The 24803-nt window shown below is 37.6% G+C and carries 29 protein-coding genes; 3 read left to right on the top strand and 26 right to left on the bottom strand.

Features of this window, described 5'->3' with window-relative positions:
* Positions 1-12: 12 nt before the first annotated feature.
* The 8 genes from cysC to MF646_RS08395 all read right to left on the bottom strand — a co-directional run bounded on the left by cysC (position 13) and on the right by MF646_RS08395 (position 5762).
* Positions 13-609 carry an adenylyl-sulfate kinase gene (cysC, locus tag MF646_RS08360; RefSeq protein ID WP_250096039.1) on the bottom strand — a complete coding sequence of 199 codons (597 nt, stop codon included), beginning with the start codon at positions 607-609 and terminating at the stop codon, positions 13-15.
* Positions 610-690: 81 nt separating this feature from the next.
* Positions 691-1767 carry an inorganic phosphate transporter gene (locus MF646_RS08365; protein WP_250096040.1) on the bottom strand — a complete coding sequence of 359 codons (1077 nt, stop codon included), beginning with the start codon at positions 1765-1767 and terminating at the stop codon, positions 691-693.
* Between the two features lie 18 nt (positions 1768-1785).
* Positions 1786-2922, bottom strand: coding sequence for a sulfate adenylyltransferase (gene sat / locus MF646_RS08370; protein ID WP_250096041.1), 1137 nt, complete (start codon positions 2920-2922; stop codon positions 1786-1788).
* A gap of 22 nt (positions 2923-2944) precedes the next feature.
* The gene (locus MF646_RS08375) at positions 2945-3652 is read right to left on the bottom strand and encodes a phosphoadenylyl-sulfate reductase (RefSeq protein ID WP_250096042.1); all 708 of its coding nucleotides are present in this window, start codon (positions 3650-3652) and stop codon (positions 2945-2947) included.
* Positions 3653-3737: 85 nt separating this feature from the next.
* Complete coding sequence (locus tag MF646_RS08380) at positions 3738-3881, bottom strand: YezD family protein (protein WP_250096043.1); 144 nt, start codon at positions 3879-3881, stop codon at positions 3738-3740.
* Positions 3882-4061: 180 nt separating this feature from the next.
* Positions 4062-4832, bottom strand: coding sequence for a DUF4097 family beta strand repeat-containing protein (locus MF646_RS08385; protein WP_250096044.1), 771 nt, complete (start codon positions 4830-4832; stop codon positions 4062-4064).
* 93 nt (positions 4833-4925) lie between these two features.
* Positions 4926-5180, bottom strand: coding sequence for a hypothetical protein (locus MF646_RS08390; protein WP_250096045.1), 255 nt, complete (start codon positions 5178-5180; stop codon positions 4926-4928).
* Between the two features lie 153 nt (positions 5181-5333).
* Entirely contained in the window at positions 5334-5762 is a 429-nt protein-coding gene (locus MF646_RS08395) for an SRPBCC family protein (protein ID WP_250096046.1), read from the bottom strand.
* Positions 5763-5816: 54 nt separating this feature from the next.
* On the opposite strand from MF646_RS08395, the gene MF646_RS08400 reads away from it, so the two are divergent.
* Positions 5817-6425, top strand: a complete 609-nt coding sequence (locus MF646_RS08400) for a CPBP family intramembrane glutamic endopeptidase (RefSeq protein ID WP_250096047.1) — start codon at positions 5817-5819, stop codon at positions 6423-6425.
* A 42-nt stretch (positions 6426-6467) separates the two neighbouring features.
* Here the strand turns inward: MF646_RS08400 and MF646_RS08405 are convergent, their stop codons facing one another.
* The 8 genes from MF646_RS08405 to mce form a co-directional block, all read right to left on the bottom strand.
* Complete coding sequence (locus MF646_RS08405) at positions 6468-6905, bottom strand: YaaR family protein (RefSeq protein ID WP_250096048.1); 438 nt, start codon at positions 6903-6905, stop codon at positions 6468-6470.
* A gap of 107 nt (positions 6906-7012) precedes the next feature.
* Positions 7013-8395 carry a flagellin N-terminal helical domain-containing protein gene (locus MF646_RS08410; RefSeq protein ID WP_250096049.1) on the bottom strand — a complete coding sequence of 461 codons (1383 nt, stop codon included), beginning with the start codon at positions 8393-8395 and terminating at the stop codon, positions 7013-7015.
* A 27-nt stretch (positions 8396-8422) separates the two neighbouring features.
* Positions 8423-8851 carry a flagellar export chaperone FliS gene (fliS, locus tag MF646_RS08415; protein WP_250096050.1) on the bottom strand — a complete coding sequence of 143 codons (429 nt, stop codon included), beginning with the start codon at positions 8849-8851 and terminating at the stop codon, positions 8423-8425.
* 62 nt (positions 8852-8913) lie between these two features.
* Entirely contained in the window at positions 8914-9213 is a 300-nt protein-coding gene (locus MF646_RS08420; RefSeq protein WP_250096051.1) for an EscU/YscU/HrcU family type III secretion system export apparatus switch protein, read from the bottom strand.
* Positions 9210-12050, bottom strand: a complete 2841-nt coding sequence (locus tag MF646_RS08425) for a hypothetical protein (RefSeq protein ID WP_250096052.1) — start codon at positions 12048-12050, stop codon at positions 9210-9212. The genes MF646_RS08420 and MF646_RS08425 overlap by 4 nt, the downstream gene beginning before the upstream one ends.
* 64 nt (positions 12051-12114) lie before the next feature.
* A complete protein-coding gene (locus MF646_RS08430; protein ID WP_250096053.1) occupies positions 12115-13299 on the bottom strand; it encodes a DNA polymerase IV in 1185 nt (394 codons plus the stop codon).
* 168 nt (positions 13300-13467) lie between these two features.
* The gene (locus MF646_RS08435; protein WP_250096054.1) at positions 13468-14589 is read right to left on the bottom strand and encodes a M20/M25/M40 family metallo-hydrolase; all 1122 of its coding nucleotides are present in this window, start codon (positions 14587-14589) and stop codon (positions 13468-13470) included.
* A gap of 171 nt (positions 14590-14760) precedes the next feature.
* Positions 14761-15177, bottom strand: coding sequence for a methylmalonyl-CoA epimerase (mce, locus tag MF646_RS08440; protein ID WP_420842493.1), 417 nt, complete (start codon positions 15175-15177; stop codon positions 14761-14763).
* Positions 15178-15321: 144 nt separating this feature from the next.
* On the opposite strand from mce, the gene prli42 reads away from it, so the two are divergent.
* On the top strand, positions 15322-15411 hold the full coding sequence (gene prli42 / locus MF646_RS08445; RefSeq protein WP_250096056.1) for a stressosome-associated protein Prli42: 90 nt from the start codon (positions 15322-15324) through the stop codon (positions 15409-15411).
* Between the two features lie 121 nt (positions 15412-15532).
* On the opposite strand, the gene MF646_RS08450 is transcribed toward prli42, so the two are convergent.
* From MF646_RS08450 to MF646_RS08475, 6 genes are all read right to left on the bottom strand, one after another.
* Positions 15533-16042, bottom strand: coding sequence for a L,D-transpeptidase (locus tag MF646_RS08450; RefSeq protein WP_250096057.1), 510 nt, complete (start codon positions 16040-16042; stop codon positions 15533-15535).
* A 64-nt stretch (positions 16043-16106) separates the two neighbouring features.
* The gene (locus MF646_RS08455) at positions 16107-17075 is read right to left on the bottom strand and encodes an aromatic acid exporter family protein (RefSeq protein ID WP_250096058.1); all 969 of its coding nucleotides are present in this window, start codon (positions 17073-17075) and stop codon (positions 16107-16109) included.
* Positions 17076-17327: 252 nt separating this feature from the next.
* Positions 17328-18050, bottom strand: coding sequence for an amino acid ABC transporter ATP-binding protein (locus tag MF646_RS08460; RefSeq protein ID WP_250096059.1), 723 nt, complete (start codon positions 18048-18050; stop codon positions 17328-17330).
* On the bottom strand, positions 18043-18699 hold the full coding sequence (locus tag MF646_RS08465) for an amino acid ABC transporter permease (RefSeq protein WP_250096060.1): 657 nt from the start codon (positions 18697-18699) through the stop codon (positions 18043-18045). Before MF646_RS08465 ends, MF646_RS08460 begins: the two co-directional genes overlap by 8 nt.
* A gap of 87 nt (positions 18700-18786) precedes the next feature.
* Complete coding sequence (locus MF646_RS08470) at positions 18787-19614, bottom strand: transporter substrate-binding domain-containing protein (RefSeq protein ID WP_250096061.1); 828 nt, start codon at positions 19612-19614, stop codon at positions 18787-18789.
* A gap of 271 nt (positions 19615-19885) precedes the next feature.
* On the bottom strand, positions 19886-20038 hold the full coding sequence (locus MF646_RS08475; RefSeq protein ID WP_250096062.1) for a hypothetical protein: 153 nt from the start codon (positions 20036-20038) through the stop codon (positions 19886-19888).
* A 260-nt stretch (positions 20039-20298) separates the two neighbouring features.
* Between MF646_RS08475 and MF646_RS08480 the strand changes: the two genes are divergently transcribed.
* On the top strand, positions 20299-20664 hold the full coding sequence (locus tag MF646_RS08480) for a PilZ domain-containing protein (RefSeq protein ID WP_250096063.1): 366 nt from the start codon (positions 20299-20301) through the stop codon (positions 20662-20664).
* 44 nt (positions 20665-20708) lie between these two features.
* Here the strand turns inward: MF646_RS08480 and MF646_RS08485 are convergent, their stop codons facing one another.
* From MF646_RS08485 to MF646_RS08500, 4 genes are all read right to left on the bottom strand, one after another.
* Positions 20709-22523 (bottom strand): PAS domain-containing protein, encoded by a 1815-nt coding sequence (locus MF646_RS08485; protein WP_250096064.1) that lies wholly within the window; start codon positions 22521-22523, stop codon positions 20709-20711.
* 144 nt (positions 22524-22667) lie between these two features.
* Positions 22668-23516 carry a manganese catalase gene (locus tag MF646_RS08490; protein WP_250096065.1) on the bottom strand — a complete coding sequence of 283 codons (849 nt, stop codon included), beginning with the start codon at positions 23514-23516 and terminating at the stop codon, positions 22668-22670.
* A 147-nt stretch (positions 23517-23663) separates the two neighbouring features.
* Positions 23664-24125 carry a spore coat protein gene (locus MF646_RS08495; protein ID WP_250096066.1) on the bottom strand — a complete coding sequence of 154 codons (462 nt, stop codon included), beginning with the start codon at positions 24123-24125 and terminating at the stop codon, positions 23664-23666.
* A 188-nt stretch (positions 24126-24313) separates the two neighbouring features.
* A complete protein-coding gene (locus MF646_RS08500; RefSeq protein ID WP_250096067.1) occupies positions 24314-24691 on the bottom strand; it encodes a spore coat protein in 378 nt (125 codons plus the stop codon).
* Between the last annotated feature and the right edge of the window lie 112 nt (positions 24692-24803).

Genomic DNA, 24803 nt, shown 5'->3' on the forward strand with positions numbered 1-24803 from the left:
TCTATTTGCCCCCTATAGGATGTTCTTCACTTGCAAATAATTTATTATTGCATTAACTGATTCTTCAACAGTTTGTTTATCCGAATCAACAATAATTTCTGGAGCACCTGGCTCCTCATAAGGCGAACTAATTCCTGTGAATTCAGGTATTTCCCCAGCACGAGCTTTTTTATAAAGTCCTTTTGGATCACGTTCTTCACAAGCCTCTAAAGAACAACGCACATAAACTTCAATAAATTCTCCGTCTTCCACTAATTCACGAACTCGATCGCGGTCTTCTTTAAAAGGAGAAATAAAGGCCGTACAAACGATTGTACCTGCATCGACAAAAAGTTTGGCTACCTCACCGATTCGTCTAATATTCTCTTTCCGGTCTTCATCACTAAACCCAAGTCCTTTATTTAAGCCATGGCGAACATTATCCCCATCTAAAACATAACTGTTCTTCCCTTGCTTAAAAAGTTGTTGCTCTAAAGCATTAGCTAGCGTTGACTTCCCTGCACCTGAAAGGCCTGTAAACCAAAGTATTGCACTCTTATGACCGTTGCGCTCTTGTCTCTCCTCTTTCTTTATCGTTGTCTCATGCCAAACAATATTATTATCTGCCATTATAGCTCCCCCTCTAAAAATTCTGATAATTTTAGTTGTTATTAAAATAAAGTTCCTTTGTTCATTTGTCAATTCGCTGATTTATATTCCTGCCCCATCATCATACGTCGTTCGTCTTTCTTGTCTAGCCGCTTGATACATGCTATAAGCTCCAGCAGTGGCGATCAGTACACTTACTAAGACAAATAGGGTGTAGTAATCACCTTTTTTAAATAGAAGAATAAGTCCATACGACAAAACGAGTGAAAATAACGGAGAAACAATCCAAACTTTTAAAATTTGTTTGAGGATGCTTTTTTGCCATAAGCGCAAGCCGCCCTCTACCGTACCAATTCCAATAATTGCTGAAGTTGTCACTTGTGTTAATGGAACGGGCAATCCAAAAATAGACGCCGTTATAACAAGAGAGCCTCCAGTTAACGAAACGGTACTACCTTGTAACAAGCTTAATTTCGTAATTCGCTTCCCGTTTGTCTCAAGGACACGACCACCTAATAGAAGCGCGCCGATAGCTACAAAGAAGCCTCCAAGTAAAATCGCCGGACCGATTTCTAGCAGACCTGCACCTACAAGAGGGCCCACTGCATTTGCAACATTGTTCATCCCTGCTGCATAAGCTTCCATACAGCCACTAATAATGAGCAACATGACTAGTGGTTTCCGCCACTTCCCCTTTCCCGTTAGATCAGGATATTTATTCTCTAACTTTCTTACTAAATGACCTGCTGCATAAGCAAAAAGAAAGGCAACAATCGGAACAATGACCCAAAATGAAACGATCATGAGTAACTTATCAAAGAAAAGCGATTGATAAGCTATTCCAGCTCCTACAATCGCTCCAACAACGACTTCACTTGTTGATAATGGAATCCCTAGCAAATTAGCAATAAATAAAGAGAGACATGCAGCACCTAGGATGATAATCACGAGTTCTACATCAACGATGGAAGTGGGAATAATCCCACTTCCTATCGTCCGCACAACCTCTCCACCTGCTAGTGCACCTAAGAACGCAAATACTCCTACAAGCAGCATCGCATTTCGTTTTTTAGGGATCGCACCGCTCCCGTATGCAGGCCCCATTGCCGCGGCGGTTCCACTAGCTCCTATATTCATTGCAAAGAAACATGCAATAATGATCGCGGCAATGGCTAACATACTATGACTTCCTTCCTTTTAAGCATGTACTTTCTGCATTCCACGAATCAATACTTCAACGACTTCACGGCGACTAAATTCTGGTGGTGGTACTACACCTTCAGACAGCATTTGGCGTACTTTCGTTCCAGAAAGAACGACATGGTCTTCTTTTCCATGAGGACATGTTTTCGTTGACGCCATGTTTCCGCAAGCTTTACAGAAGAAGCTATGCTCAAAGAACAATGGACTAATTGCTAATTCACCTTCTTCAAACTCGGAGAAAATCAATTGTGCATCATACGTTCCATAGTAATCACCAACACCGGCATGGTCACGACCAACAATAAAGTGAGTACACCCGTAATTTTGACGAACGATTGCGTGGAAAATTGCTTCACGCGGCCCCGCATAACGCATTGCAGCAGGGAACACCGCTAAAAATACGCGATCTTTTGGATAATACTTCTCAAGCAACACTTCATAACTTTCCATCCGTACATCAGCTGGAATATCATCTGACTTTGTTTCACCAACTAAAGGATTTAAAAATAGACCATCAACAATTTCAAGAGCCGACTTTTGAATGTATTCATGTGCACGGTGAACCGGATTACGAGTTTGGAAACCTACAATTCTCTTCCAACCTAACTCTTCGAATCGCGCTCTCGTTTCTTTCGGATCTAGATAATACGTTTCAAAACGCTCATGTTTCACACGTTTTGTCACCGTAATTTCTCCACCAACATATACATTTGGACGTTCAAACATTTTTTTCACGCCTGGATGAGCATCATCACTTGCACGGTACACCTTTTCAGCTTCAACCTTCTTATCCGGTGTGTAAATATCAGCAATGTCAATTACGCCATATACGTCACCATTAAATACTAACTTTGCCTTCTCGCCAACAGAAAGAGTTGCTGCTTTTTCTTCTGAAACTGGCAATGTTACAGGAATACTCCACACAGTTCCATCTGCTAAGCGCATGTTGTGTACGACTGACTCATAGTCTTCTTTGCCTAAAAATCCTGTTAATGGGCTAAATGCTCCAATTCCAATTAATTCCAAATCAGATAGTGAGAATGAATCTAGTTCAATTTCTTTCTTTACAGCCGAACTATCATAAGATTGGTCAAAACGGTTAATTAGTGTTCCTCCATGTGCTTGAATCATTTAAAATCTCCCTTTTCCATTATTATTTGTGTAAACCACATTCTGTTTTTTCTGAATTTGCCCAACGGCCACTCCGAGGGTCTTCCCCTTCAGCAACTGGCTTCGTACAATATTCACAGCCAATGCTTGGATAATTTCTATCATGCAATTCGTTATACTCTAATTGATGAAGTTTCACATACATCCAAATTTCTTCTTCCGTCCAATGAATTAAAGGACATATTTTAATCGATTTAAACCTATTATCTTGATTAACAAACTGAGTGTTTGCGCGAGTTGGTGATTGCTCCCTCCGCAAACCAGAAATCCATGCATCATAACGGCTTAACTCCCTCTCAAGAGGAATCATTTTTCGAATATTACAGCAAGCATCAGGATCTCGCTCCCAAAGTCGATCGCCATGTTGTTTCGCTTGTTCTTCAGGTGTAACTTCGGGCTTTGCTAACTCAATGTTTAAAGTTGGATAGCGCTTCTTCACCTTTTCAATTAATACATATGTTTCTTTAAAATGGAAGTCTGTGTCTAGGAATAGAATGGTAGCATCTTTTTTCACTTTGCTTATTAGATCGATCAGCACCATACCTTCAACACCAAAACTACAGGAATAAACTAATTTATCACCAAACTTCTCGTAAGCCCATTTTAAAACTTCTAAAGAGTCTTTACGTTCTAATTCCTTATTTACTTGTTCATAATCCTCTTTTGCTAAGGAATTGTAATTAAATATCATACATTCACCCCTCTTTTAAACGAAAAGACGACGTAGATTAAGTGTCCCAATCAACCGTCGCCTCTAGTTTTCTAGTCAGCACTCATTATTTAATTCGTACTTTTTCATTTTTCTCCAATTGAATGACCTTTCCATCTTGAACGATAAGCGTTACAGAACCATACTTTAAATCCTTTAAAAGCTCTTGTAGCTGCTTACTAATTCGTTGGAATTCCTGTTCGCTCGCCATAATAGCCTCCCACAATTACCGTTATTAAAAACGAGGAAGTTTAATTCCTTGTAATTTGATATGATTTATTAGTTTAATAGTATTCTATCCATCAATCCAAAAAAAGTCAAGACGATAAAACGCGAAAATGAGTACAAAAAAAAATAAGTGCACTACCATTGACCAGTAGTGCGCTTATTTTTATGGATGCGTAATTACTCCTGTCACATCTTCAATATTTATCGTACCGCCTCTACTTTCTAAAATCTCAACATCTCCATTAACACCAACAATGCTGATATTCCCTGAACCACTCCTAACAACGATGTCTCCGTCATGATCCTGAAAGTCAATATGCCCTGATCCCGCTATTAACCGTAATGAGCCAGATGATGCGGTAACATTGGTTGTTCCTGCATTATTATTAATCGTTATTGATCCGTGTACATTTTCTAATGTTACATGCCCCGCTCCGTCAGTAATTTCAACATTACCTTCTATATCCTTTAAAGAAAGATGATTGGAGCCATGTTGTATCTTTAAATCCGACTTCATTGATAAGATTTTTAATTGACCTTCATTTTGTCGATATACTAAAGGCAGATGATCTGGCACTTCAATCTCTAAATGAACAAATCCTTGTTCTATGTCCGTCCCTCGTTTAACAGAGGTACGCAGCTCTCCAGTTGTCCCTTCTGCTTCCAATAAAAGTGATGTGTTATTTTCACTAAACGATTTCGCATGTTCAACATCTTGATCACTCATTGCTGCAAATGTTGCTGTAACATAAATGTCGTCAAGGCCTTCAACACCAGTAATAGTCACATCGCCTTCATCTTGATGAACAACGAATTCCTCTAATCCTTTTGCATCTAATGTGAAAACTTCTTCGTTTTCATACGTCACAATATTGCACCCTGTCATAACAATTACTGCCATGACAAGCATAATTCCACTTACTAATTTGTTCATTATGTTCTCTCCTGTCTATTATGCATGCCAGTTTCCTAGTTAAGTGTACAAAATGTTTCGGATGGAAGCCAACAAATATAAACAGAAACGATGTTAATTCACGATTTGGTCACTTTTTCGGAATGGTATTACTTCTGCTGGAGGTTTCGAAACCACTATATATTCAATTTTATAGCCTTCTTTTTTTCTTTTAATAAATGTTGATTTTGAAATAGGCCGCGCTCTTGACCAACTTAACGAATCAACATTTTCCCAAGAGTCATGAGTTATTAACTCTTTCTTGTAATAATAGTCATTTCCGGATGGATAAGACTCACATATATATTTTACCGTCTGTTTTGAATGCATTTATTGCCACTCCTTTGTCCTTTAGCTTTCCCAGAACATGACAAGTTAAAACTACACTTGCTAGGAGTTCGTGAAATCCGTAAATACATGCTAAACTATGGTAAATGAATAGATTATGAAGTGGGTTTGTTTAATACAGAGCTATTACTCTATTCACTTAAACTCATGCTTAATGGCTAATTCACGTCCTTGAAACATTGCTTTTAAAATCGGTCTTGTAACAAAAGTTGGCAAATGAGCGTTAAACATAACGATATCTTCCATGATTGTCCTTGAACCATTTTCAGTAAAACTGTGCGTATGCCTCCATTCTGTAATTGGAAATGGTAGCTTTACTCCTTTATCTATAAAGCAATTTGGAGCTTGCACATAAGTGACCTTTGAAGTCCAGTTCACATACAAACCAGCAAAATGAAGCTTCATTTTAATTGTGTTTCCTTCGACTGTTTCTGGATTTGAAAGAATAGTCACTCTCGGAAAAGATGTAATCTTAGCTAAATTTTCTGCCGTAGAAAAAAACGTCCAAACTGCTTCAATTGGTGCATCAATAACTGTTTTATATGTAAAAGCAAACAAACCCATTGCTAGCACCACCTTTATCAAAATTTACCTGCTACAATTTAAGAGGGATTATTTATGGTAACAAAAGATTTCATTTTTTATATTGGATTTCTTTTCGCAGTAATGCTATTATCAATCAGTTTTTTCTTTCTCCCCACATATTTCTGGATCCTCTTTCCTTTATCGCTTTTTTTGCTTACGATGTACAGTTGGTTATTCGAGAATCAACAAGTAAAGAAACTACTTTTATCACATTGGTTTCTTTCATTAGCAAGTGGCCTCATTTTATATCTCTTCTTTGCTTTTGGTAACTGGTTGATAAAGATTTCTGGCATTCCATTAATGGACCAACTCCAAACACTATACGCATTAGTCAAACCAACCGATTGGCTTCATTACGTGTGGCTTTTTATCATCATCATACCTGGAGAAGAGTGGTTTTGGCGGGGATTTATTGTTAAACGACTAAGCAAAAAAACAACTTTATATAAAGCGGCCTTCATTGGTACGTTTTTATATGGAAGTGCACACTTTGTAGCTGGCAGTTTACTATTAGTGTTAGCCGCTTTATTGGGTGGCTTCCTTTGGTCCATTCTATACTTGAAGACGAGAAACATATTAGTTCCCATTATCTCACACTTGTTTTTTGATGTTCTTTTACTAATTCTTTTTCCTTTAGTGTAAAAAATGACTCAATCAATTTCTTTTAAATTGATTGAGTCATTTTTACGCATATATATTTACTAACAATCCTTTAATTTCCCCAACCATATTAAGGATGTCTAATCCTTTTTTCTGCTTTTGTAATACGTCATCTGTTAAGTCTAATAGCTTACGATCAACTTCTTGGACTATTTTATAAATTTTCGTTCGTCCTCTTCTGTTAAATCCCCGTCGCTCTTCTAAACTCAATCCAAACTGAACAGCATCTTCCATAAATTCTTTAACAAGTTGTTTATATTTCCTTAACTCATCAACAGTTCGCGTTTCCGAAAGGACTTTCCCCTGATCATCAATTTTACTCATTAATTGCGAAAGTCGTTCATACGCTTTTTCGTCACGTTGCTTCCCCATTACTTCTTGAAACGATACCTTTGCTTCAGGACCAGTCTTCTTCGGTTCAATTCGACCAAGTCCTGTTTTGGCTATACGTTGCACATCCATAATAAACCTACTTTCTAAGCTAGTATCTTTGTTTGTAGTTTACCACATTCTCTTGAATTCAGTAGGAAAAATGACGAGAAGTTAGTCTTCTCGTCATTGGACACTATTTATTGTAATAATTGTAATACACCCTGCGGCAATTGGTTCGCTTGAGCAAGCATCGCCGTTGCTGATTGATTCAAGATGTTGTTACGAGTAAATTCAGTCATTTCAAGTGCCATATCTGCATCACGGATTCGAGATTCAGAAGCAGTTAAATTTTCGTGAGTTACTTGTAGGTTATTAATTGTATGTTCAAGACGATTTTGAACTGCACCGAGTTTAGAACGAGCTTCAGACAATTTGTTAATTGCTTGATCCAAAGCGAATATAGCATTATTCGCATTATCATTTGTCAGTACATTAACATTTTCGATCCCTAAAGTTACGATATCCATTCGCGGAATATCAATCATCACATTTTGATTTGTGTTTGGCCCGATTTGGAATGAAAGAGCGTTGTTTGTAATAGTGAAATCTAATTCTCCCTCTGTCATTGTGTTAGAAAACTGATACTCAATGCCATCATAGCGGAATAATCCATTGTTAGATTGCAGTGTTTTGGGAGCTGAGATTGCATCTCCTTCACTATTTTTCAGAGTGAATTCGGCCTTAGCTTCAATTTTAACTTTTACTGTCCCTGGTCGATCAATCTTCCTAGTGTCAATTAATAAACCGCCAATTTCCACGTCGTCACCGTCATCTTCTCCTATTTCAACACTTTTAACTCCAATTGATAACCCGTCTGGATCTAACACCTCAACTCGAGCATACCCATCTGTAACATCACGAACTAAAATTGTGTATTCGCCCATTTTTCTTCCACCATCATTGACAGCATCACCAGTTTGGGCAAATTTAATGTCATCTTTGCTATCTATACCTGCAGCAGGCTGCGTGAGCACTTGATCGAACGTTACGTCACCCACTGCTAGAGTATAATCACCTGACTTTATATTGGCATCTGTGACTCGAGGATAATCCATAATATTAATATCGTTTTCATCCATTTTAAACGTTGTTAATACTGCACTAAAACCGTTTAATAATTTTCTCGTATTAAACTCTGTTTTTTCAGAGATGCTATCCACTTCTAATTTCAGCTGATCTATTTCTTTTTGAATTTGCTCACGGTCGTATTCTGTATTTGTATCATTCGCTGCTTGAACCGCAAGCTCACGCATACGTTGAAGCATTGTGTGAACTTCTTGCATAGCCCCTTCAGAAGTCTGCATTAATGAAATTCCATCCATTGCATTACGTTCAGCCATTTTTAAACCCCGGATTTGCGAGCGCATTTTTTCAGATATTGCTAAGCCAGCAGCATCATCTGATGCGCGATTAATTCGTAATCCAGAAGAAAGTTTCTCTAAGTTTTTAGATGTATTGAATTGATTTTGATTTAAGTTTCGATAAGCATTTAAAGCTTGAATATTATTATTAATTTTCATAAGAGGGTAACATCCTATCTTTTATTATTATTTGTTGTCATAAATTGAATAACTCTCATATGCTTGAATTTTTCGCTTTACACGTATTGGTTGTTGATCCTGCTTTTTTTTCAACGCTTCATTCCATGCATTCATGAGTGATGTTAAAAGTTTAATAGCATCTTCTATCATTACTTTATCTTTTTTAAAATTTGCTTCGACTAATTTATCAGCAAGATAGTTGTAAATCTGTTCAAGCTGGTCAGCAATAATTCCCGCTTCATAGTTTAAGCCCGCACCAAGACGGTGTACAATAGCACTTGCTTTTTGTAACTTTTCATTTACTTTAATAAAATCTTTATTATCTATTTCTTGGATTGCACCCTCCATGTTTGTTAAACATGCTTCATAGAGTAATGCTGTAATCTCTTGTGATGACTTTTGATGAAGAGCCTCTTCTGTTAGAATTGAGGTCATACGTACCACATCCACCTTTTCTATTGTTCTTATTAGTAATATCGGATCTTGTCGAAGAAAGTTTAATAGCTTTTTTCCATTTCCTCAATTAAGAGAAGAATCTCAGCCATTACAGAATAAAGTTGTGGTGGAATGTTTTCTCCTAAGTCCATATCTAGTAAATTTTCAACAAGACTCGCATCTTCTTGCATATGAACATTATTTTTTTTGGCAAGTTCCATTATTTGATTTGCAATTTGCCCTTTTCCATGTGCAACGACTTTAGGAGTTCCACCATTTTCATTATCATAACGGATCACTGCAGCTGTTGGTCCATTTACTTGCCTACGTTGCTTGTGGTTAAAATGTTTTGTAACCATCATATTTTATAATCAAACCCTTTCTCTCCAAATACAGGTTGTTGAGGTGATTCCAGTCCCTCATTGTCAGCGGATTCCTCACTTTTATTATTAAGCTGGCTATAGTTAATTCCATTTATCGAATAGCCGATTTCAGATAGCTTCGTAACAGCCATACCAACAAGAGGCTTCATCTTCTGTTGAAAATCAGCTTTATTATTTTTTAACGTTATTGACAGCTGGCGTTCTGCTGCTGATACAACAATTCCGATCTCCCCCATCTTAGGGGTTTCCATTAAAAAGTAGAGACTGCAATTCTCCCAGTCCACTTGTTGTCCTTCATTTCGAGAATTGACATATACTTGCAGGTTCTCAACTTTATCCTCTAGTAATAATGGAAGTTGGAAATACAAGCTTTGTAGATTGCTTTGTTGCTCAGATCTACTTAATAACTGCTGCCCGGTTACATTTGATAGAGCTTGATTAGCAAGCTGTTGTACACGAGAACCTTCTTCTTCTCCTCGCGCTAGTTGCATTAAAATCGATTTTAAATTTCGCTCAGATGATTCGTGCTGCTCACGTCCAGAAGCTAGTTGCATAGCTATTTCACTATCTCGGTTTAGGCCAGCATTTCTCACCATTTCAAACATCGCCCGCGGGGAACCTTCTTGTACTGGTCCACGGGCAGTTTCAGTATATTTTGACCTAAAAGATTGATTTGGTGTTTGTAATTCCCGTAATGCTTGTTCATTTGCAGCAGTATAATGCTTTACCCTCGTTTCAGATGGTTGAAATTGCAATCTTTCGACCTGTTGCTTTACATTACGAACAATTTCATTTGCTTCTCGATACTTTCCTCTTGCTAACAACTTTTTCGCTTCAGCTAATTGACTGCTTGCTAGCATCAATTGCCTTTCCGTCTTCATATCACTGAGCAACATCATTTCACTTTTTAAAATCGCATTATCTAAGTTTTTAATCGTCGTCTCAAGTAATGGTTTGGCCTGAGGTTGTGCTTGACTACGAAATTGCTCAATTTGTCTATTAACAAGGTCTAAATTTCGAGTAATATCTCGTTGAAGTTTCTTAAAATCGCTTGCCATTTGTGCCATTTTTTCTGTAACTGTTGTAACAGCAATTGATTTACTAGCCATATCTACACTTGTTTGGAACGCTTCATTTTGAGTATAAGTGGTTGTTTCTTGCGGCCTTAATTGATTAATTTGCTTAATATCCTCAATTGCCTTCGCTATTTCTTGACGGGACTTTAATTCTCGCCCTTGTTGCTGCCACTCTCTTGCCTCACTGATTGACTGCCTAAATTTATTTTGCTCTTCTGCAGTGAGAACTGGGTGACCACTTAGTAAAGAATCTACCTTTTGTATGGCTCGCTCTAAAGAAGCTTCCCTTCGAAGCGTCGTTTCTGCTTCTTTTGTCGCTTCTCTTAGATTATTTGCATGTAGATTTTCATTCGCCTTTTCTTTCGATAATGCTTCTGTTTTGATACTTTGTTCTACCGCGTTCAGAGCTTGCTGTAATCGGTCATTAGCCACATTTTGTAATTGAATGGCTTGACGCAATGACTTAGAAAGCTGATGACTTGTTTGGGCATCTGAAGAAGTCATTTGCCTTATTATCGTTTCTATTTTTTCGCTAACAGAATGAGTTAAACCACCATGTACAATTTGTTGTCTAACATTTGCTAGAGCTTGACTTGTTCCTTCATTGCTAGTTGATCGTTCAGCTTGTTGCAATGATTGAATCAATCTTTCATTAGAAATTTGATCAAGATGCCTTGATTCTGTTACCGCTCGATCAATCGATCGGCTAAATTCACGATCTATTTGGGACAAATTCGCTAAATGCTGTACTCGCTCAGCTGCTCTTTGAATTGACTCACCTGGAATTTCATTTCGTACTTGCGTAATTTGATCAACTATTCGAGATCCATTTCCTTCTCGAGTTTGAGCTGCTTGTCCTCTGTCTTGTAGTCCTCTTGCTTCTCTTTCCAGATGTTCAAGAGCTTGAATCATCCGCTCGACTCCTGTCCTCTCTTGGCCACTTGCAGCATCAGTTCTTGCATGCAAAGTCACACGTTCTAATTGGCCAGCCTGCTCTCGGCTCACTCGTCCACTTTGGATTAACCGTCTTTCGACTTGTTCGCTCGCTTGTTCAACAGTTCTCGCTTCATGAACATTTTGGCGTACTTCGCGGATCGCTTGGGCTTGAGTTGGCCGTTCCAACCGTTCTCTTTCAGCTGGATCAACTTTGAAATCACGGTCTATTTCTTTGGCCAAATCCGTTAGAACACTATTTATAGGTCGTCCATGTAATGTTTCATGAATGGCACGTAAATGGACTGAAGTTACTTCTAACCTTTTATTCGCTAAAGCCTGAACCGTCTGTATCCGTAGATCTGATTGTCCTTCGTTCATATACTTTTGTAAGTCTCTTACAGCTTCCTTAGATAAAGCAACCCCTTTATCGAGTACGATAGCAGCAGCCTGTCTTAACTCAGGTGTTGGCTGTTGTATTCCTAATTGACGTAATGTTTGAGTAACACCTTGCTGATGACCTTTCTCATGAGTTTTCGCCTGTTGAGTACCTCTTCCACCCTCGTCATGAAGGACTCTAACTCGAATACGATCAGCTTCAGACCCAAGTACTTGAACTGTCGTACGTTCCCCTGATGGAATCCGACCATCAAATTTAGCTGCTACTTCTCTCCCCCTTACAGAAAGTAATGCTTCATTGTTACCCTTTTGTTCTTTCACGGTAACACGATATACGTCACCTTCTCTAAGTTGAATCGGTCGCTCTGATTGCTGTGTTGTATGTAAAGATTGTTGAATCTGCACCATTCTCACGCTCCGCTCATCATAAATCTACTTTTATTATCGGTTCCATCTGAGAAGTTCTTTACTGTTATTCCTTTTCTTCTTTTTTCCAACCTCTCTGGACAATCCCTTCACCAAACCGTTCACGCAATTGATTAATTGTCTCATTAATTTCTTCTTTTTTTATTTCCTCTGAGTAAGTAAATAAGTCGAGCTGCTTATATGCATATTTTTTTTCAAGCAAATCATAGGTACTTACCCCTAGTAGACGGATAGCATTGCCGTTCCAAGCTTTCTCCACCAGTGCTTTTGCTTCAGTGAATAGCTCTTCTTCAGATTGGATAGGATTTAGGAGTTTATGGCTTCTTGTAATCATTTTCCAATCGTAATAGCGAATTGTAATTTGTACTCCTCTTGCAAACATGTCTTTCTTTCGTAATCTTAGATGAACACGCCTTGCAAGATCTTCTAAGGTCGCTCTAATTATTTGGTCGTTTTTGGTATCTTTACGTAGTGTAGTTGAATGGCCAATTGATTTGTATTCAGAATAAGCATGTGGGTTAACAGGCCTGTCATCATTTCCATTCGCTCTTTCTCTTAACTCTAATCCACGCTCTCCAAACTTTTTTAATAGGCGTTTTCTATCCGCAGCAGCTAAATCTCCTATAGTCAAAATGTCCATATTTCTCCACTTACCAACTGTCCTTTTCCCAATTCCGTGCATTTCTTCTATTGGCAGCGGCCATAATTTCTGCTCTATTTCACGTTTTCGTAGAATAGTGATCCCATTTGGTTTTTTCATATCACTTGCCATCTTAGCTAGAAATTTATTTGGTGCAATTCCAATACTACAAGGGAGGTTGAGTTCACGTAATACAAGCTTCTGCATGTTTTTAGCTAGTTTTACGGGATCTTCTTCATGTAAATAAGACGTTAAATCAAGGTACCCTTCATCTATGGATACTTGCTGGACAAGAGGAGTATAGGTAAAAAGAAGTTCAAAAAGAGCTTTCGAAGCCGCACGATACCGATCCCCATTAGGTCTAAGGATGATTAGATTCGGGCATAGTTTCTTTGCTTGCCAAATAGGCATCGTTGTTTTTACCCCTTTAGCTCTTGCTTCATAACTGCTTGTTACAATAATCCCTCGACGTTCTTCCGGATTTCCTGCAATCGCAACAGGTTTCCCTATTAAAGAGCGGTCATGAGCTATTTCTACCGAAGCAAAAAAACTATTCATATCTAAGTGAAATATCAAACGTGCACGATTCATCCTACAGACCTCCTTACACTTATTATACGAAAATGTGTTCGTTTTTCAAAGAAGTCAGTAACAGTACGAACATTAGTACGTTAAGGTGTTAACAAAGAAACATTTTAAATGTAATAATTAAGAAAAGAGCAATCCAATTTTTAAGGATTGCTCTTTTCTTAATTATTTTTATTTTATTGATACTTCTTTCACAACTGCCACTACTGCTTCAGAAAGCTTAATAAGTTCAGAAATCGGCATGCGTTCATTTTTCGTATGAATTTCCTCATATCCGACCGCTAAATTTACAGTTGGTACACCATGTCCAGCAAAAATGTTCGCATCACTTCCTCCCCCACTTTGAAGCAGCTTTGGGGTACGGCCAATTTGTGACATGGCCTTCTTTGCTACCTCTACAACTTCATCACCATCGCCTAACTTAAATCCTGGATACATAATTTCAACTTCTACCTCAGCTGATGTCCCCATCTCTTTTGCTGTAGATTCAAAGGCCTCTTTCATCTTTGCTACTTGCGCTTCCATTTTCTCAGCAATTAATGATCGTGCCTCCGCCAAAATCGCTACGTGATCACACACAATATTCGTTTGTGTCCCGCCTTCAAAACGTCCAATGTTTGCTGTCGTCTCTTCATCAATACGTCCAAGAGGCATATTAGAGATTGCTTTTGCAGCTACAGTTATGGCGGAAATACCTTTCTCCGGAGCCACACCTGCATGAGCGGTTTTACCGAGAACCGTCGCCTTCACCTTTGCTTGAGTTGGAGCAGCAACAATAATATTTCCAACAGGTCCATCACTATCTAAAGCAAATCCAAATTTTGCTTTTAAAAGACCTGGATCTAGAACTTTGGCTCCGTTCAAGCCCGATTCTTCGCCAACTGTAATAATAAATTGGATCGTACCATGCTCTAACTTCTCCTCTTTTAAAACACGAACAGCCTCAAGCATAGCTGCAATACCAGCTTTATCATCCGCACCTAAAATTGTTGTTCCATCTGTCACGACATAGCCGTCTTGAATTGAGGGTTTGACTCCTTTTCCAGGGACAACAGTATCCATATGTGAAGTGAAGTAAATCGTATCTACTCCTTCTTTTGTTCCTTCAAGAGTACATATTAAATTTCCCGCTGCATGCTCTGTTTTACTAGCTGCATCATCTTCTACTACAGTCATTCCTAAGTCTTCAAATTTCTTTTTAAGTATAGGGGCTATGATGTCCTCATGCTTTGTTTCAGAGTCAATTTGTACAAGTTCTAGAAACTCATCTACTAAACGTTGTTCATTTACCATATGTTATGTTCCTCCAAATTCAGTCTATGTATGATCGTTAGTCAAGTGTAGGCTTAATCCACCTACTTGCTCGCTTATAACCATCGTTAAAAAGGCTGCACCTATTTACGACCTAATTAAATGTTACCGTTCTCTATCATAAAGCGCAAGTTCCTAGCAAAAACAACTAACTTACTTACTTTTCTCACAAAATTCATATAACACGCCATGAGTTGATTTCGGATGCATGAAGGCCACTTTTGCTCCACCGGCACCATCAATCGGTACATCATGGATCATTTTAATACCATTTTTCTTAATTTCTTCTATTCGTTCACTAATATCAGTCACACCAAGTGCAACATGATGAATGCCCTCTCCACGTTTTTCTATAAATTTGGAAATTGGACTATCTGAAGATAAAGGTTCAAGTAATTCAATTTTCGATTGACCAATAGCTATAAAAGCAACTTTTACCCCTTGAGATGCAACTTCTTCTACTCCAAGTACTTGCAACTGTAAATGGTCCATATAGAATGGCAGTACTTGATCTATTGAACGAACAGCGATACCAATATGGTCAATTTTCTCTGGTCTATTTATTGTCAATTGAATCAACTCCTCCATATTCTTTAAATTTATTTCTTGATATCGTCATAGATTCCTTCTTTTATTTGGTATTTCTAGATTTCACTTGTCCAAAATCATATAAGAAGATAAAATAGAACAAGGTATTTAAGAGGAGGGTTTCACATGCCACGTAAATTTCAAAAAGCTATTATCTATTTAATGATTGTAACTATGGTTCTTGGTACCCTTTTAATGGGTGTATCTTTTTTCTAAACAAACTACAAAGCAAGCTCATTATATGTGAAAGGAAAACACCTGGTATCTTCTAGAGGGCACTGAAAAAGGTCAAAATCGTACCTTTTTCAGTGGCTTCTATCTTCTACCAGGTGTTTTCCTATATTGCTCCAAACTTTTCTGCTATTTCTATAAATGGATCTTCTGTATCCGTTATATAGATGATTGTTCCAATTGGGATCTCTTCAAATAGCTCTTCGACAATGGTGTTAGGTAATCGAATACACCCTCCCGTCACAGAATAACCAATAGAGTCAGGACGATTCGTTCCATGAATACCGAACGTTCTTCCGTCTGTATCATTTGCATTAAAACCAATCCACCTTGAACCAAGAGGGTTGTCTGGATCACCACCCGGTATATCTTTCTTCCGATAATAAGGGTCTTTTGCCTTCACAATAATTGTAAATGTTCCAAGTGGCGTTTCATCACCCGATTTACCAGTTGCCACTTTAAACACCTCTTTGATTTCGCCATCATTAACATAGGCAAGTTCGTTCTTTTTAACATTTACAATAAGAAATGGGTCTCCAACCATTGGGTTATCTCCAATTGGCCAAATAGGGGAAGCAATTAAGATAACTAACATTGAAAGAAGTGAGAGTTTCATTAGAATCCTCCCTTTACTTTTAGCAAAGAATGCTTAAACAACCATCTTTTTGATTAGTTTTTCTCTAAAGTTTCTTTTTATCCGCATGATTCCATAATCGATCCTTTATATGCAAATATTCTTCAAGTTCATGCAAGATATAAACAAGTGAAGACCTAACTTCAAATTCCTCTCTCGTCTTCGGAAGTGGCATCTCTTCAAATCCAGCTCTCATCGAACGGATCCTTTCTAAGAAATAAGGAACTCTGTTTGCAGGGCTCACGGAATTACTAAGCTCCTCCATAAAATCAGCTACCGTCTCACTTTGAGAAACTGTTTGATGAATTTGCGATACATAAGGCATCAGTCGTTCTAAGATTTCAAATTGCTTCTCACGCATCTTAAAGTAATAATAGTATTGATCATCATACCGCAGAATGTGATTATGAATATTTCTCAATGCAAGATTTTTTGCTTGTTGTAATAGATCCACCGTTTCGGGAATTTCCTTTCCTTCCCATTCACTTTCCCCATATCGTAAATAAACCGATAATTCATGAAGAATGGTCTTGAAATGCTCTTCTATTTCTTTATGATACATTCTTAGCGCTTGATCACTATTTGGCATATAGAGGTTCATTAACAAGGCAATTCCCACTCCAATAATAATAATCAACAGTTCATTAAATATAAGAGCTAAAGACATATTACCAACTGTGTAAAGATGTAGAATAATGACCGAGCTAGTAGCAATCCCTTCATTCATTTTCAACTTTACAACAATTGGAATGAATAGAATCATGATTAAGGCTAGTGTCCATGGTTGATAGCCAATCACCTCAAACAACACTCCGCTGATCATCATTCCGATTATGCATGAGACAACACGTGCCCAAGAAACCTTAAGCGAATCTCTCCTCGTTACAGAAATGCATAGAATCGTTATAATGGCAGCTGATCCATAAAAATCTAAATTAAGTCCCTGAGCAATTGCTACAGCAAGTCCAGCTCCTACTGCTGTTTTTAATGTCCGATAGCCAATTCTAAATGACATGAGCTCCCTCACTTATGTAAAAATTATTTTACGTAATTTTACCATATTTTTGTACAAATATAAGTTGTCCTTCTTGAAAAGAAAGAAGGAGCTATCCGAAAAGGTCTGATTTCGACCATTTTGGATAGCCCCAAGCATAGGAAATTCTACATTTTTTTAAAAGCTATGAGAGGAGTGATTTTCTTCTCTTATAGCTTTTGCGAACGAAGCCGTTGCCACTTCTTTTCCTGTTTTGTGACAAACTCCTTCGCCTTATAAAACTTTTTCTAAAAACTCTCTAGCTCGATCAGACCGCGGAGCATTAAAAAATTCACTTGGAGGAGCGTCTTCCATTAAAATACCATGATCTAAGAAAAGAACACGGTCAGCTACTTCCTTAGCAAAACCCATCTCATGAGTAACAATCGCCATTGTCATACCAGACGTTGCTAAATCTTTCATTACTTCTAACACTTCTTTAACCATCTCTGGATCCAAAGCAGATGTTGGTTCATCAAACAACATAACTTCTGGCTCCATTGCCAGAGCACGTGCGATAGCTACCCTTTGTTTTTGTCCACCTGAGAGGCGACTTGGGTATTCATCACGCTTATTTAATAACCCTACTTTCTTAAGTAACGTTTCTGCTCTTTCAGTTGCTTCCTGCTTAGATAGACCTTTTACAGTCATCGGAGCATACGTTAAGTTACCTAAGACGGTCATATGTGGAAACAAATGAAAATGTTGAAATACCATACCAATCTGTTGTCTAACACGTAAGACATTGGTTTTTGGATTCGTTAATTCCTCACCACCAACGTAAATCTTACCAGATGTGGGATTCTCAAGTAAATTCATACATCTAAGAAACGTTGACTTTCCGGAACCAGAAGGACCGATTATTGCTACAACATCTCCCTTTTTGATTTCAGTAGAGATCCCTTTTAATACCTCTACTTTTCCAAAGGATTTATGCAAATCATCTACTTTAATCACTTCGCTGTAATCTCCTTTCAATGAGTCGCCCAATGATGGTCAATACCATAACAAGCAAGTAGTAAATCAATCCCACGAAAAGAAGAGACTCAAAGTAGCGATATATCTGAGCATTTAACACTTGGGCTCGACGCATTAAATCCATTACACCTATAATGGAGACAATCGCTGATTCCTTCGTCAAATTGATAAATTCATTAAATAATGCAGGCAATATATTACGAAACGCTTGAGGTAATATGATGCGCAACATCGTTGATCTATAAGGAATCCCTAACGCCTCTGCCGCTTCCTTTTGACCTTTATCAACAGCTTGAATTCCAGCACGAATGATTTCAGAAACATAAGCTGCTGAGTTCAAACCAAACGCAAGGACACCTGCAACATATGCAGAAATATCCAGTCCAAACTGAGGAACCCCAAAATATATAATTGATAGCTGCAAAATTAATGGTGTCCCTCGAAAAATGGATGTATAAGCATCTGCAAACCATCTGAGAACTCGAAAGCGCCCAATCTTAAAAATTGATAATATAACTCCCAGTACCAAACCTAGTACTAGTGCTACAGATACGAATTGTAACGTGACCCCGATCCCTTGCAATAAAAAAGGGATGTGGGGCACGATTTGGCTAAAATCCAAATTCATGCCCTAATTATCCTTCCTGTTTATATCTTGTTAACACAACAGATCCCGCAAGCATAGATGCCAGCGGGCTGTCTGTCAAACGTCTTCTTACTCTTGTGCATCAAACCATTTCAAAACTAGTTCTTCCATCTTACCACTGTCAATTAACTCATTCAACTTTTCGTTGAAAGGCTCTACAAGATCACTTCCTTTAGGGAATGCAATAGCTGATCCTACTTCACCCTCAGCTTCTAATTCAAAGCTAGTTAATTGTTGTTGTGCTCCCATATGGCCTGCTGCAACGGTATCTTCCATTAAGATTGCATCAATACGACCAGCTAATAATTCTTGTACAATCTCAGGGATACGATTTAGTTTTACAACTTCAAACCCATATTCCTCTGCTAAATCTTCTGCTTCACCTTCTTGAATGGACCCAAGTTGAACTCCAACTTTTAACCCTTCTAAATCTTCAACTGATGAAATGTCATCTTCTTCATTAGAAACAATTAAGTTTTTAGCTGTGAAATAAATATCAGAGAAATCGGCATTCTCTTGACGAGCCTCTGTAGGCGTCATTCCAGCCATTACAAAATCAACACGACCAGCACCCATCGCCGGAATTAGCCCGTCAAAGTCCATATCTTCAATTTGTAATTCATAGCCTAATTCTTCCGTGATGTATTTCGCAATATCTACATCAAAACCGATGATTTCGCCTGTTGCCAGATCGATCGATTCGTATGGTGGATAGTCTGCAGATGTACCCATAATTAGAGTCGTTGCCCCTTCGGTTGCTTCTTCTGTTTCAGTTTCTTCTGTATCAGGTACAACTGGCTCTTCCCCTGCAGTATCATCTTCTGCCGTTCCGCATGCAGCAAGAAGACTTACTGAAATAATCGCAGACATCCCTAACTTCCACCAGCTCTTTTTCATAGTAAAATAACCCCCTGTATCTTTTTTTTAATATAATATTTATGCTCGTAAATGCATATTAACACATACTTAAGTACTTGAAAATAACTTTTTTCCCAAAATCACCAACACCATTATTACCAGAAAATTCATTGATTTTCGAGTATTTAAGGAAATTAACTTACCTCTATAATTGGCTATTTCTCAATATTTTATCGATTGTTCGTTCAACCTAAAGAGCGACCAGCTTCCTGGTCGCTCTAAGTACTAGTTTTCATGTTATTCAAAAAGTTTATTCTGTAGCTTCAGCATCATCTTCTGCAGGCTCATCAATTGTTGCTGGATCATCCACTGGTGCATTCTCATCCACTGGCTCTCCACAAGCTGCTAATACACTAATAGAAAGTGCCCCTGCTAATACCGTATAAAGTAGTTTCTTGCTCATCGCAAATTCCTCCTTTGTCGTTGAGTTGGAATTATGATGCGCTTCCAACTGTTCCCATCATACTAAACTCCCCCTGCCGTTAGAAGTACATTGCCTTTTTTTACAAATTTTCACAAACTCATTTGATATTATCACAATCTACGTTCTTATTTTTTTAGAATTCCAGAATTCTTTACATAAATCTAAATTACAGATGTCTTCCTCTTCGAAATTCAGTATACTTACAATAAGAAGAACGCATAAGAAAGAGAGCGATTGATATGCCTTATCGACGAAATGACGCTTTTCGTTACACATTTAAACACCCTATTGAAGCTAAGTTTAAAATCATAAAAGTTGCTGATAAAGAAGTAACAAGCTCAGATGGCGCCATCAAAATACTCGATATTAGCCAAGGAGGACTAAGAGGAAACTCTACTTTATCCTTACCAGACCCAAAGGAAACAAAAGTCTTACTTGAAGTGAATGTTCAATTAAATGCTGAAAACCTGCTATTACGTGGAGCTGTTGTTTGGAAAAAAACGTTTACTTACTCCTATGAATACGGTATGTCATTCGAAATAGATGAGGAGCAAAGGACGTCTTTATTGAATGAATTAAAAAAATATGCTAAAGAAGTGAAATAATTTAGATTTTCTATCATCGTTTATTGTTGTTAAAAACCGAAATGCTACAGAGGTAGCATTTCGGTTTTTTTACTTTCTATTTGGGCAGGCAAGATAATTTCCATTTTCGTCCCTTTTCCTTCTTCACTATAAATATTTAATACTCCATTATGATGCTCAATGATCTTGTAACAAACCATCAAACCTAATCCTGTTCCCTTTTCCTTTGTCGAATAGAATGGTTCACCTAAACGCTCGATTCGTTCCTTAGATATTCCACATCCATTATCTTCGACCTGTATGCATATTTGATTATCCGGGTGATTTAGTATACGGATTGTAATTGTTCCATTATCAGCAACTGCTTCTATAGAATTTCTAATTAAATTAATAAACACTTGCTTTAACTGTTTTTCCATCCCAATAATAAATGGAACTTGTTCATATTCAAACTCTAAAGTGACATTATTCATATTCGATTGTGTTTTCGTTAAAGTTAAAATTTGATTTACAAGGTTTAAAATATCTAATTCTTCAAAGTGATTGTCAAAATTAGGCTTAGCTAAAGTAAGATACTCATAAATGATTGCTTCTACTCGCTCTAACTCTTCCATAACCAAATTTATATAAAACGAGTTGTATTGCTGTTCTTTTTGAAACAGTTGTAAGAAACCTTTCACCGTCGTTAATGGGTTCCTTATTTCATGGGCGACTCCCGCAGCAAGTTGTGCAACAACTGATAATTTATCCGATTTTCTAATAATATCATCCACTTTTTTTCTTTCTGAAATATCCTTTAATATCGTTCGAAACGCAGGCTTCCCGCGAAACCTTATGACAGTTGTCGTTGCTTCTACTTCTATTGTCTTTCCATGTTCCAACTGAAAACAATAAATTGTATTAGCAACAGATATTTTCCCTAAAAGTAATAGGCGGCTATCCTCTCTCGCTCTTGCTCGATCGTAATTTGATAAAAGATTATTTAATTTTAAACCAATTAATTTCTGAGGATGGATAAAGTTAAAGAGCTTCTCCCCTGCTGGATTCACATAAATAAGTTTCACTCCGTCATGGACCATAATCGTTTCGGGTGTATTCTCTACCAAGCTTCGATAGTTTTCTTCTTTTATTCGAAGTTCTTTCTCCATTTTTTTGCGATCTGTAATATTAATGAAATACATCGTTACTTGCTCATCGGAACGGTACGCTCTTACATCAAACCATTGCTCTTGTTTTTCGTGAAAATATTCAACTTGGGTGTATTCCTCACCAACAAGCAATTGATAAAATTTCTTCGTTAACGTTTCTTTCTTGTCTAGTTTTATACTTGCCCAAAAATCACTTTTTTGTAGCTCTTTCCACGACATGTCTAACATTCGTTCTGCTTCTTCGTTAACGTATAGAAATTGTCCATCAAGTCTAATCGTAATAATAGCATCTTTTATTCCATCAAGAATTTTTTTCGGTAAACGAACTTCATCACGATTTCTGAGGCTTTTTTCGAGCAACGAGCTTTCACCTTCTTTTCCTATTACCATTAGCCGATCTAATTGCAAGTGGAAACAGATTTCACCTTCTATAGAAACATCTGTAACTGTAAATAACGTCGTTTGAAGGTACCCTTTTCCATGTAATATCACCTTTTCAATTTGATCGTTCTTCCGTCCTTTTTTCAAGAATGATTCTATTAAACTATGTCGATTTAGACTGTTTTCATTAATAAAAAAAGACTCTATATTTAATAACTGAATTTCCTCTTTTGTATAACCAATTTGCTCGCAAAATGCTGTGTTAACAAACAGAAACTCTCCACTCTCATTCACAATGGCTTGTCCTTGCAGCGACGCATCTAAACACGAAGAAACAATCGAACCATTCATATTCCATTCTCCTAACTTAGGCAAACTATTCCTCTCGATAAGATTCGCCGTTATCCCTATAAATCCTGTTTTTTTCACCAGTTTTCTTGCTTCATTTGAATGAGAAATACAACTAATATATTAGATTTCTAAAGAAAAAAATCACTACATCATATGTGGTGGCATATGTGGATCTTTAGGGAGCATAGTATTGTGAACATAAGGAGGTGCTGGTCTTAACTTTGGAATTTTTCCGAATGGTTTCGGATTGTGATAATATTTGAATTCACCTAGTCCATCCATACTTGGGCCGGAAGCCCATCGACCAGCTTTACTTGCTGTTCCGCCAGAAAGATCATAATAATCATATGCAACTTCCTGTTTCTCTAAGGCACGTGGGAAGCTACTTGGAACAACGATATTTTCCTTTTCTTCTAATTCACAGATCGCTGCATACCACTGATTTTGGTGCATCGTATCACGCGCTATTAAAAAAGAGAGCATATCTTTCACACCTGGGTCTGTCGTCATTTCGTAAAGTCTGACAGCTTGTAAGCGCCCTTGTGATTCATAAGTTAAGTTCAATCTGAAATCTGCCAGTAAATTTCCACTAGCATTAATATACGAAGCAGTCCAAGGGTTTCCTACACTATCTGCTGGCATTGCACCAAGTCCACTAACAATTGCATGTTGCGGATTCATTCCACCAAGTACCGCTCCAATAACAGGGTCTTTAGCCGCTGCTTCTTGATCTCCAATTGGAGCATTATCTAGTAGTCGAGCAATCATCGTTGCTAACATTTCCACATGAGCCATTTCTTCCGTTCCAGTGGCTAGCAATAGATCTCGATATTTCTCTTCCCCACGGAAATTCCATCCTTGAAACATATATTGCAATGCCACAGAAATTTCTCCAAACTGGCCACCTAATATCTCTTGCAGCTTTTTTGCATAAACAGCATCTGGTCTAGATGGTTTTGCATTGTATTGCAATTGATCTACATGATAAAACATGATATCAATCTCCTAACCTTTTAGTAACTTGTTCATTGCTACTCTATTCCGGTGACCTTTAATTCGTTACTAATACTAATAGGTGCGTTTTTTTCATAACGAAAGAAGGCAGGTACTTTCCTGCCCTCTACAAACGTTATTGTTCTATTAAAGAACATCAAGGTTAACAAGTAACGCGAGGAGAATTTGTAACAATAATTGAATGTTCACACCAATTTGTGTATCTGTTGTTGTGACATCAACATTTCTTGAGTTTTCAATTACTGTTTTCTGGAACGTCATTTGCTTTGTTTTTGTACTTTGTAATAACTCTTGCGTGATTTGTTCAGCTTGCTCACTGCTAGCTATAGAGATACTAATAACTAACGCAATAGCTGCTTGCAATGAAGCTTGTAATGAAACTGCAGCTTTCGTGTCTGTTGAACTGACATTTACATCACAAGAATCTTTAATGATAATATACTCCTCAGACTGTTGGAATGTTTTATCTACTTGACCAGCACTTTGTTTAATATCGGAATCATCCATTGGATGACAAGCTTTCGAGTCAAGTGCAGACCACCTTGGTGTGTCTTCTTTTTTTGATGAATAGTATACATCTTGATTCATTTTCAATTCCTCCTTTCCTTTTCTAATTTACACTATGTCTTTATCTTGATTTTGCTTGGTCATTTGCCTTGGTTTATCTGTCTAATTTCAAATTTTCTTAAAGATAAGGGTGGCTGTTATATTTTTTTCATAGCAGCCACCCTTTTTATACTTATTTGTTCCCAGTAGTCTCTGGCTATGCTGACCTTCTAAAGAACATCTAAATTTACAAGTAACGCGAGGAGAATTTGTAACAACAATTGAATGTTAACCCCTATTTGTGTATCTGTTGTTGTTACATTTACATTTTTGGAGTTTTCAACGACTGTTTTCTGGAACGTCATTTGCTTTGTCTTAGTGCTTTGAATCAATTCTTGAGTGATGCTCTTTGCATCCTCACTACTGGCTACAGAAATACTGACAATTAAAGCGATTGCTGCTTGAAGTGAAGCTTGTAACGAAACAGCTGCTTTCGTATCTGTTGAACTAACTGTAATATCACAAGAATTACTAATTAGAATATACTCCTCGGATTGTTGAAAAGTCTTTTCTACTTGACCAGCAAGTTGGTTTACATCTTGACTCATACTTACTTCCTCCTTTCCTTCTCTAATTTACACTATTGCCTTCTAACAAAATTTGCTTGGTTATTTGTCTCAATAAAAGCGCCTATTTTTTGGGTGAAATAAATATAAAGGA

Source organism: Halalkalibacter alkaliphilus, from assembly GCF_023555415.1.
GTDB classification, from domain to species: Bacteria; Bacillota; Bacilli; order Bacillales; family Bacillaceae_D; genus Halalkalibacter; species Halalkalibacter alkaliphilus.

Bases quoted from the DNA above. Each gene is read 5' to 3' on its own strand.
- sat (WP_250096041.1), bottom strand. From the start codon at position 2,922: ATGATTCAAGCACATGGAGGAACACTAATTAACCGTTTTGACCAATCT.
- MF646_RS08430 (WP_250096053.1), bottom strand. From the start codon at position 13,299: ATGAATCGTGCACGTTTGATATTTCACTTAGATATGAATAGTTTTTTT.
- MF646_RS08495 (WP_250096066.1), bottom strand. From the start codon at position 24,125: ATGAATCAAGATGTATACTATTCATCAAAAAAAGAAGACACACCAAGG.
- MF646_RS08395 (WP_250096046.1), bottom strand. From the start codon at position 5,762: ATGGGTTTGTTTGCTTTTACATATAAAACAGTTATTGATGCACCAATT.
- cysC (WP_250096039.1), bottom strand. From the start codon at position 609: ATGGCAGATAATAATATTGTTTGGCATGAGACAACGATAAAGAAAGAG.
- MF646_RS08465 (WP_250096060.1), bottom strand. From the start codon at position 18,699: ATGAATTTGGATTTTAGCCAAATCGTGCCCCACATCCCTTTTTTATTG.
- MF646_RS08385 (WP_250096044.1), bottom strand. From the start codon at position 4,832: ATGAACAAATTAGTAAGTGGAATTATGCTTGTCATGGCAGTAATTGTT.
- MF646_RS08425 (WP_250096052.1), bottom strand. From the start codon at position 12,050: ATGGTGCAGATTCAACAATCTTTACATACAACACAGCAATCAGAGCGA.
- MF646_RS08365 (WP_250096040.1), bottom strand. From the start codon at position 1,767: ATGTTAGCCATTGCCGCGATCATTATTGCATGTTTCTTTGCAATGAAT.
- MF646_RS08375 (WP_250096042.1), bottom strand. From the start codon at position 3,652: ATGATATTTAATTACAATTCCTTAGCAAAAGAGGATTATGAACAAGTA.
- MF646_RS08390 (WP_250096045.1), bottom strand. From the start codon at position 5,180: ATGCATTCAAAACAGACGGTAAAATATATATGTGAGTCTTATCCATCC.
- MF646_RS08470 (WP_250096061.1), bottom strand. From the start codon at position 19,614: ATGAAAAAGAGCTGGTGGAAGTTAGGGATGTCTGCGATTATTTCAGTA.
- MF646_RS08485 (WP_250096064.1), bottom strand. From the start codon at position 22,523: ATGAATGGTTCGATTGTTTCTTCGTGTTTAGATGCGTCGCTGCAAGGA.
- MF646_RS08490 (WP_250096065.1), bottom strand. From the start codon at position 23,516: ATGTTTTATCATGTAGATCAATTGCAATACAATGCAAAACCATCTAGA.
- MF646_RS08475 (WP_250096062.1), bottom strand. From the start codon at position 20,038: ATGAGCAAGAAACTACTTTATACGGTATTAGCAGGGGCACTTTCTATT.
- MF646_RS08405 (WP_250096048.1), bottom strand. From the start codon at position 6,905: ATGGATGTGCAACGTATAGCCAAAACAGGACTTGGTCGAATTGAACCG.
- MF646_RS08435 (WP_250096054.1), bottom strand. From the start codon at position 14,589: ATGGTAAATGAACAACGTTTAGTAGATGAGTTTCTAGAACTTGTACAA.
- fliS (WP_250096050.1), bottom strand. From the start codon at position 8,851: ATGACCTCAATTCTAACAGAAGAGGCTCTTCATCAAAAGTCATCACAA.
- MF646_RS08380 (WP_250096043.1), bottom strand. From the start codon at position 3,881: ATGGCGAGCGAACAGGAATTCCAACGAATTAGTAAGCAGCTACAAGAG.
- MF646_RS08420 (WP_250096051.1), bottom strand. From the start codon at position 9,213: ATGATGGTTACAAAACATTTTAACCACAAGCAACGTAGGCAAGTAAAT.
- MF646_RS08400 (WP_250096047.1), top strand. From the start codon at position 5,817: ATGGTAACAAAAGATTTCATTTTTTATATTGGATTTCTTTTCGCAGTA.
- MF646_RS08455 (WP_250096058.1), bottom strand. From the start codon at position 17,075: ATGTCATTTAGAATTGGCTATCGGACATTAAAAACAGCAGTAGGAGCT.
- MF646_RS08450 (WP_250096057.1), bottom strand. From the start codon at position 16,042: ATGAAACTCTCACTTCTTTCAATGTTAGTTATCTTAATTGCTTCCCCT.
- MF646_RS08480 (WP_250096063.1), top strand. From the start codon at position 20,299: ATGCCTTATCGACGAAATGACGCTTTTCGTTACACATTTAAACACCCT.
- MF646_RS08500 (WP_250096067.1), bottom strand. From the start codon at position 24,691: ATGAGTCAAGATGTAAACCAACTTGCTGGTCAAGTAGAAAAGACTTTT.
- prli42 (WP_250096056.1), top strand. From the start codon at position 15,322: ATGCCACGTAAATTTCAAAAAGCTATTATCTATTTAATGATTGTAACT.
- MF646_RS08410 (WP_250096049.1), bottom strand. From the start codon at position 8,395: ATGAAAATTAATAATAATATTCAAGCTTTAAATGCTTATCGAAACTTA.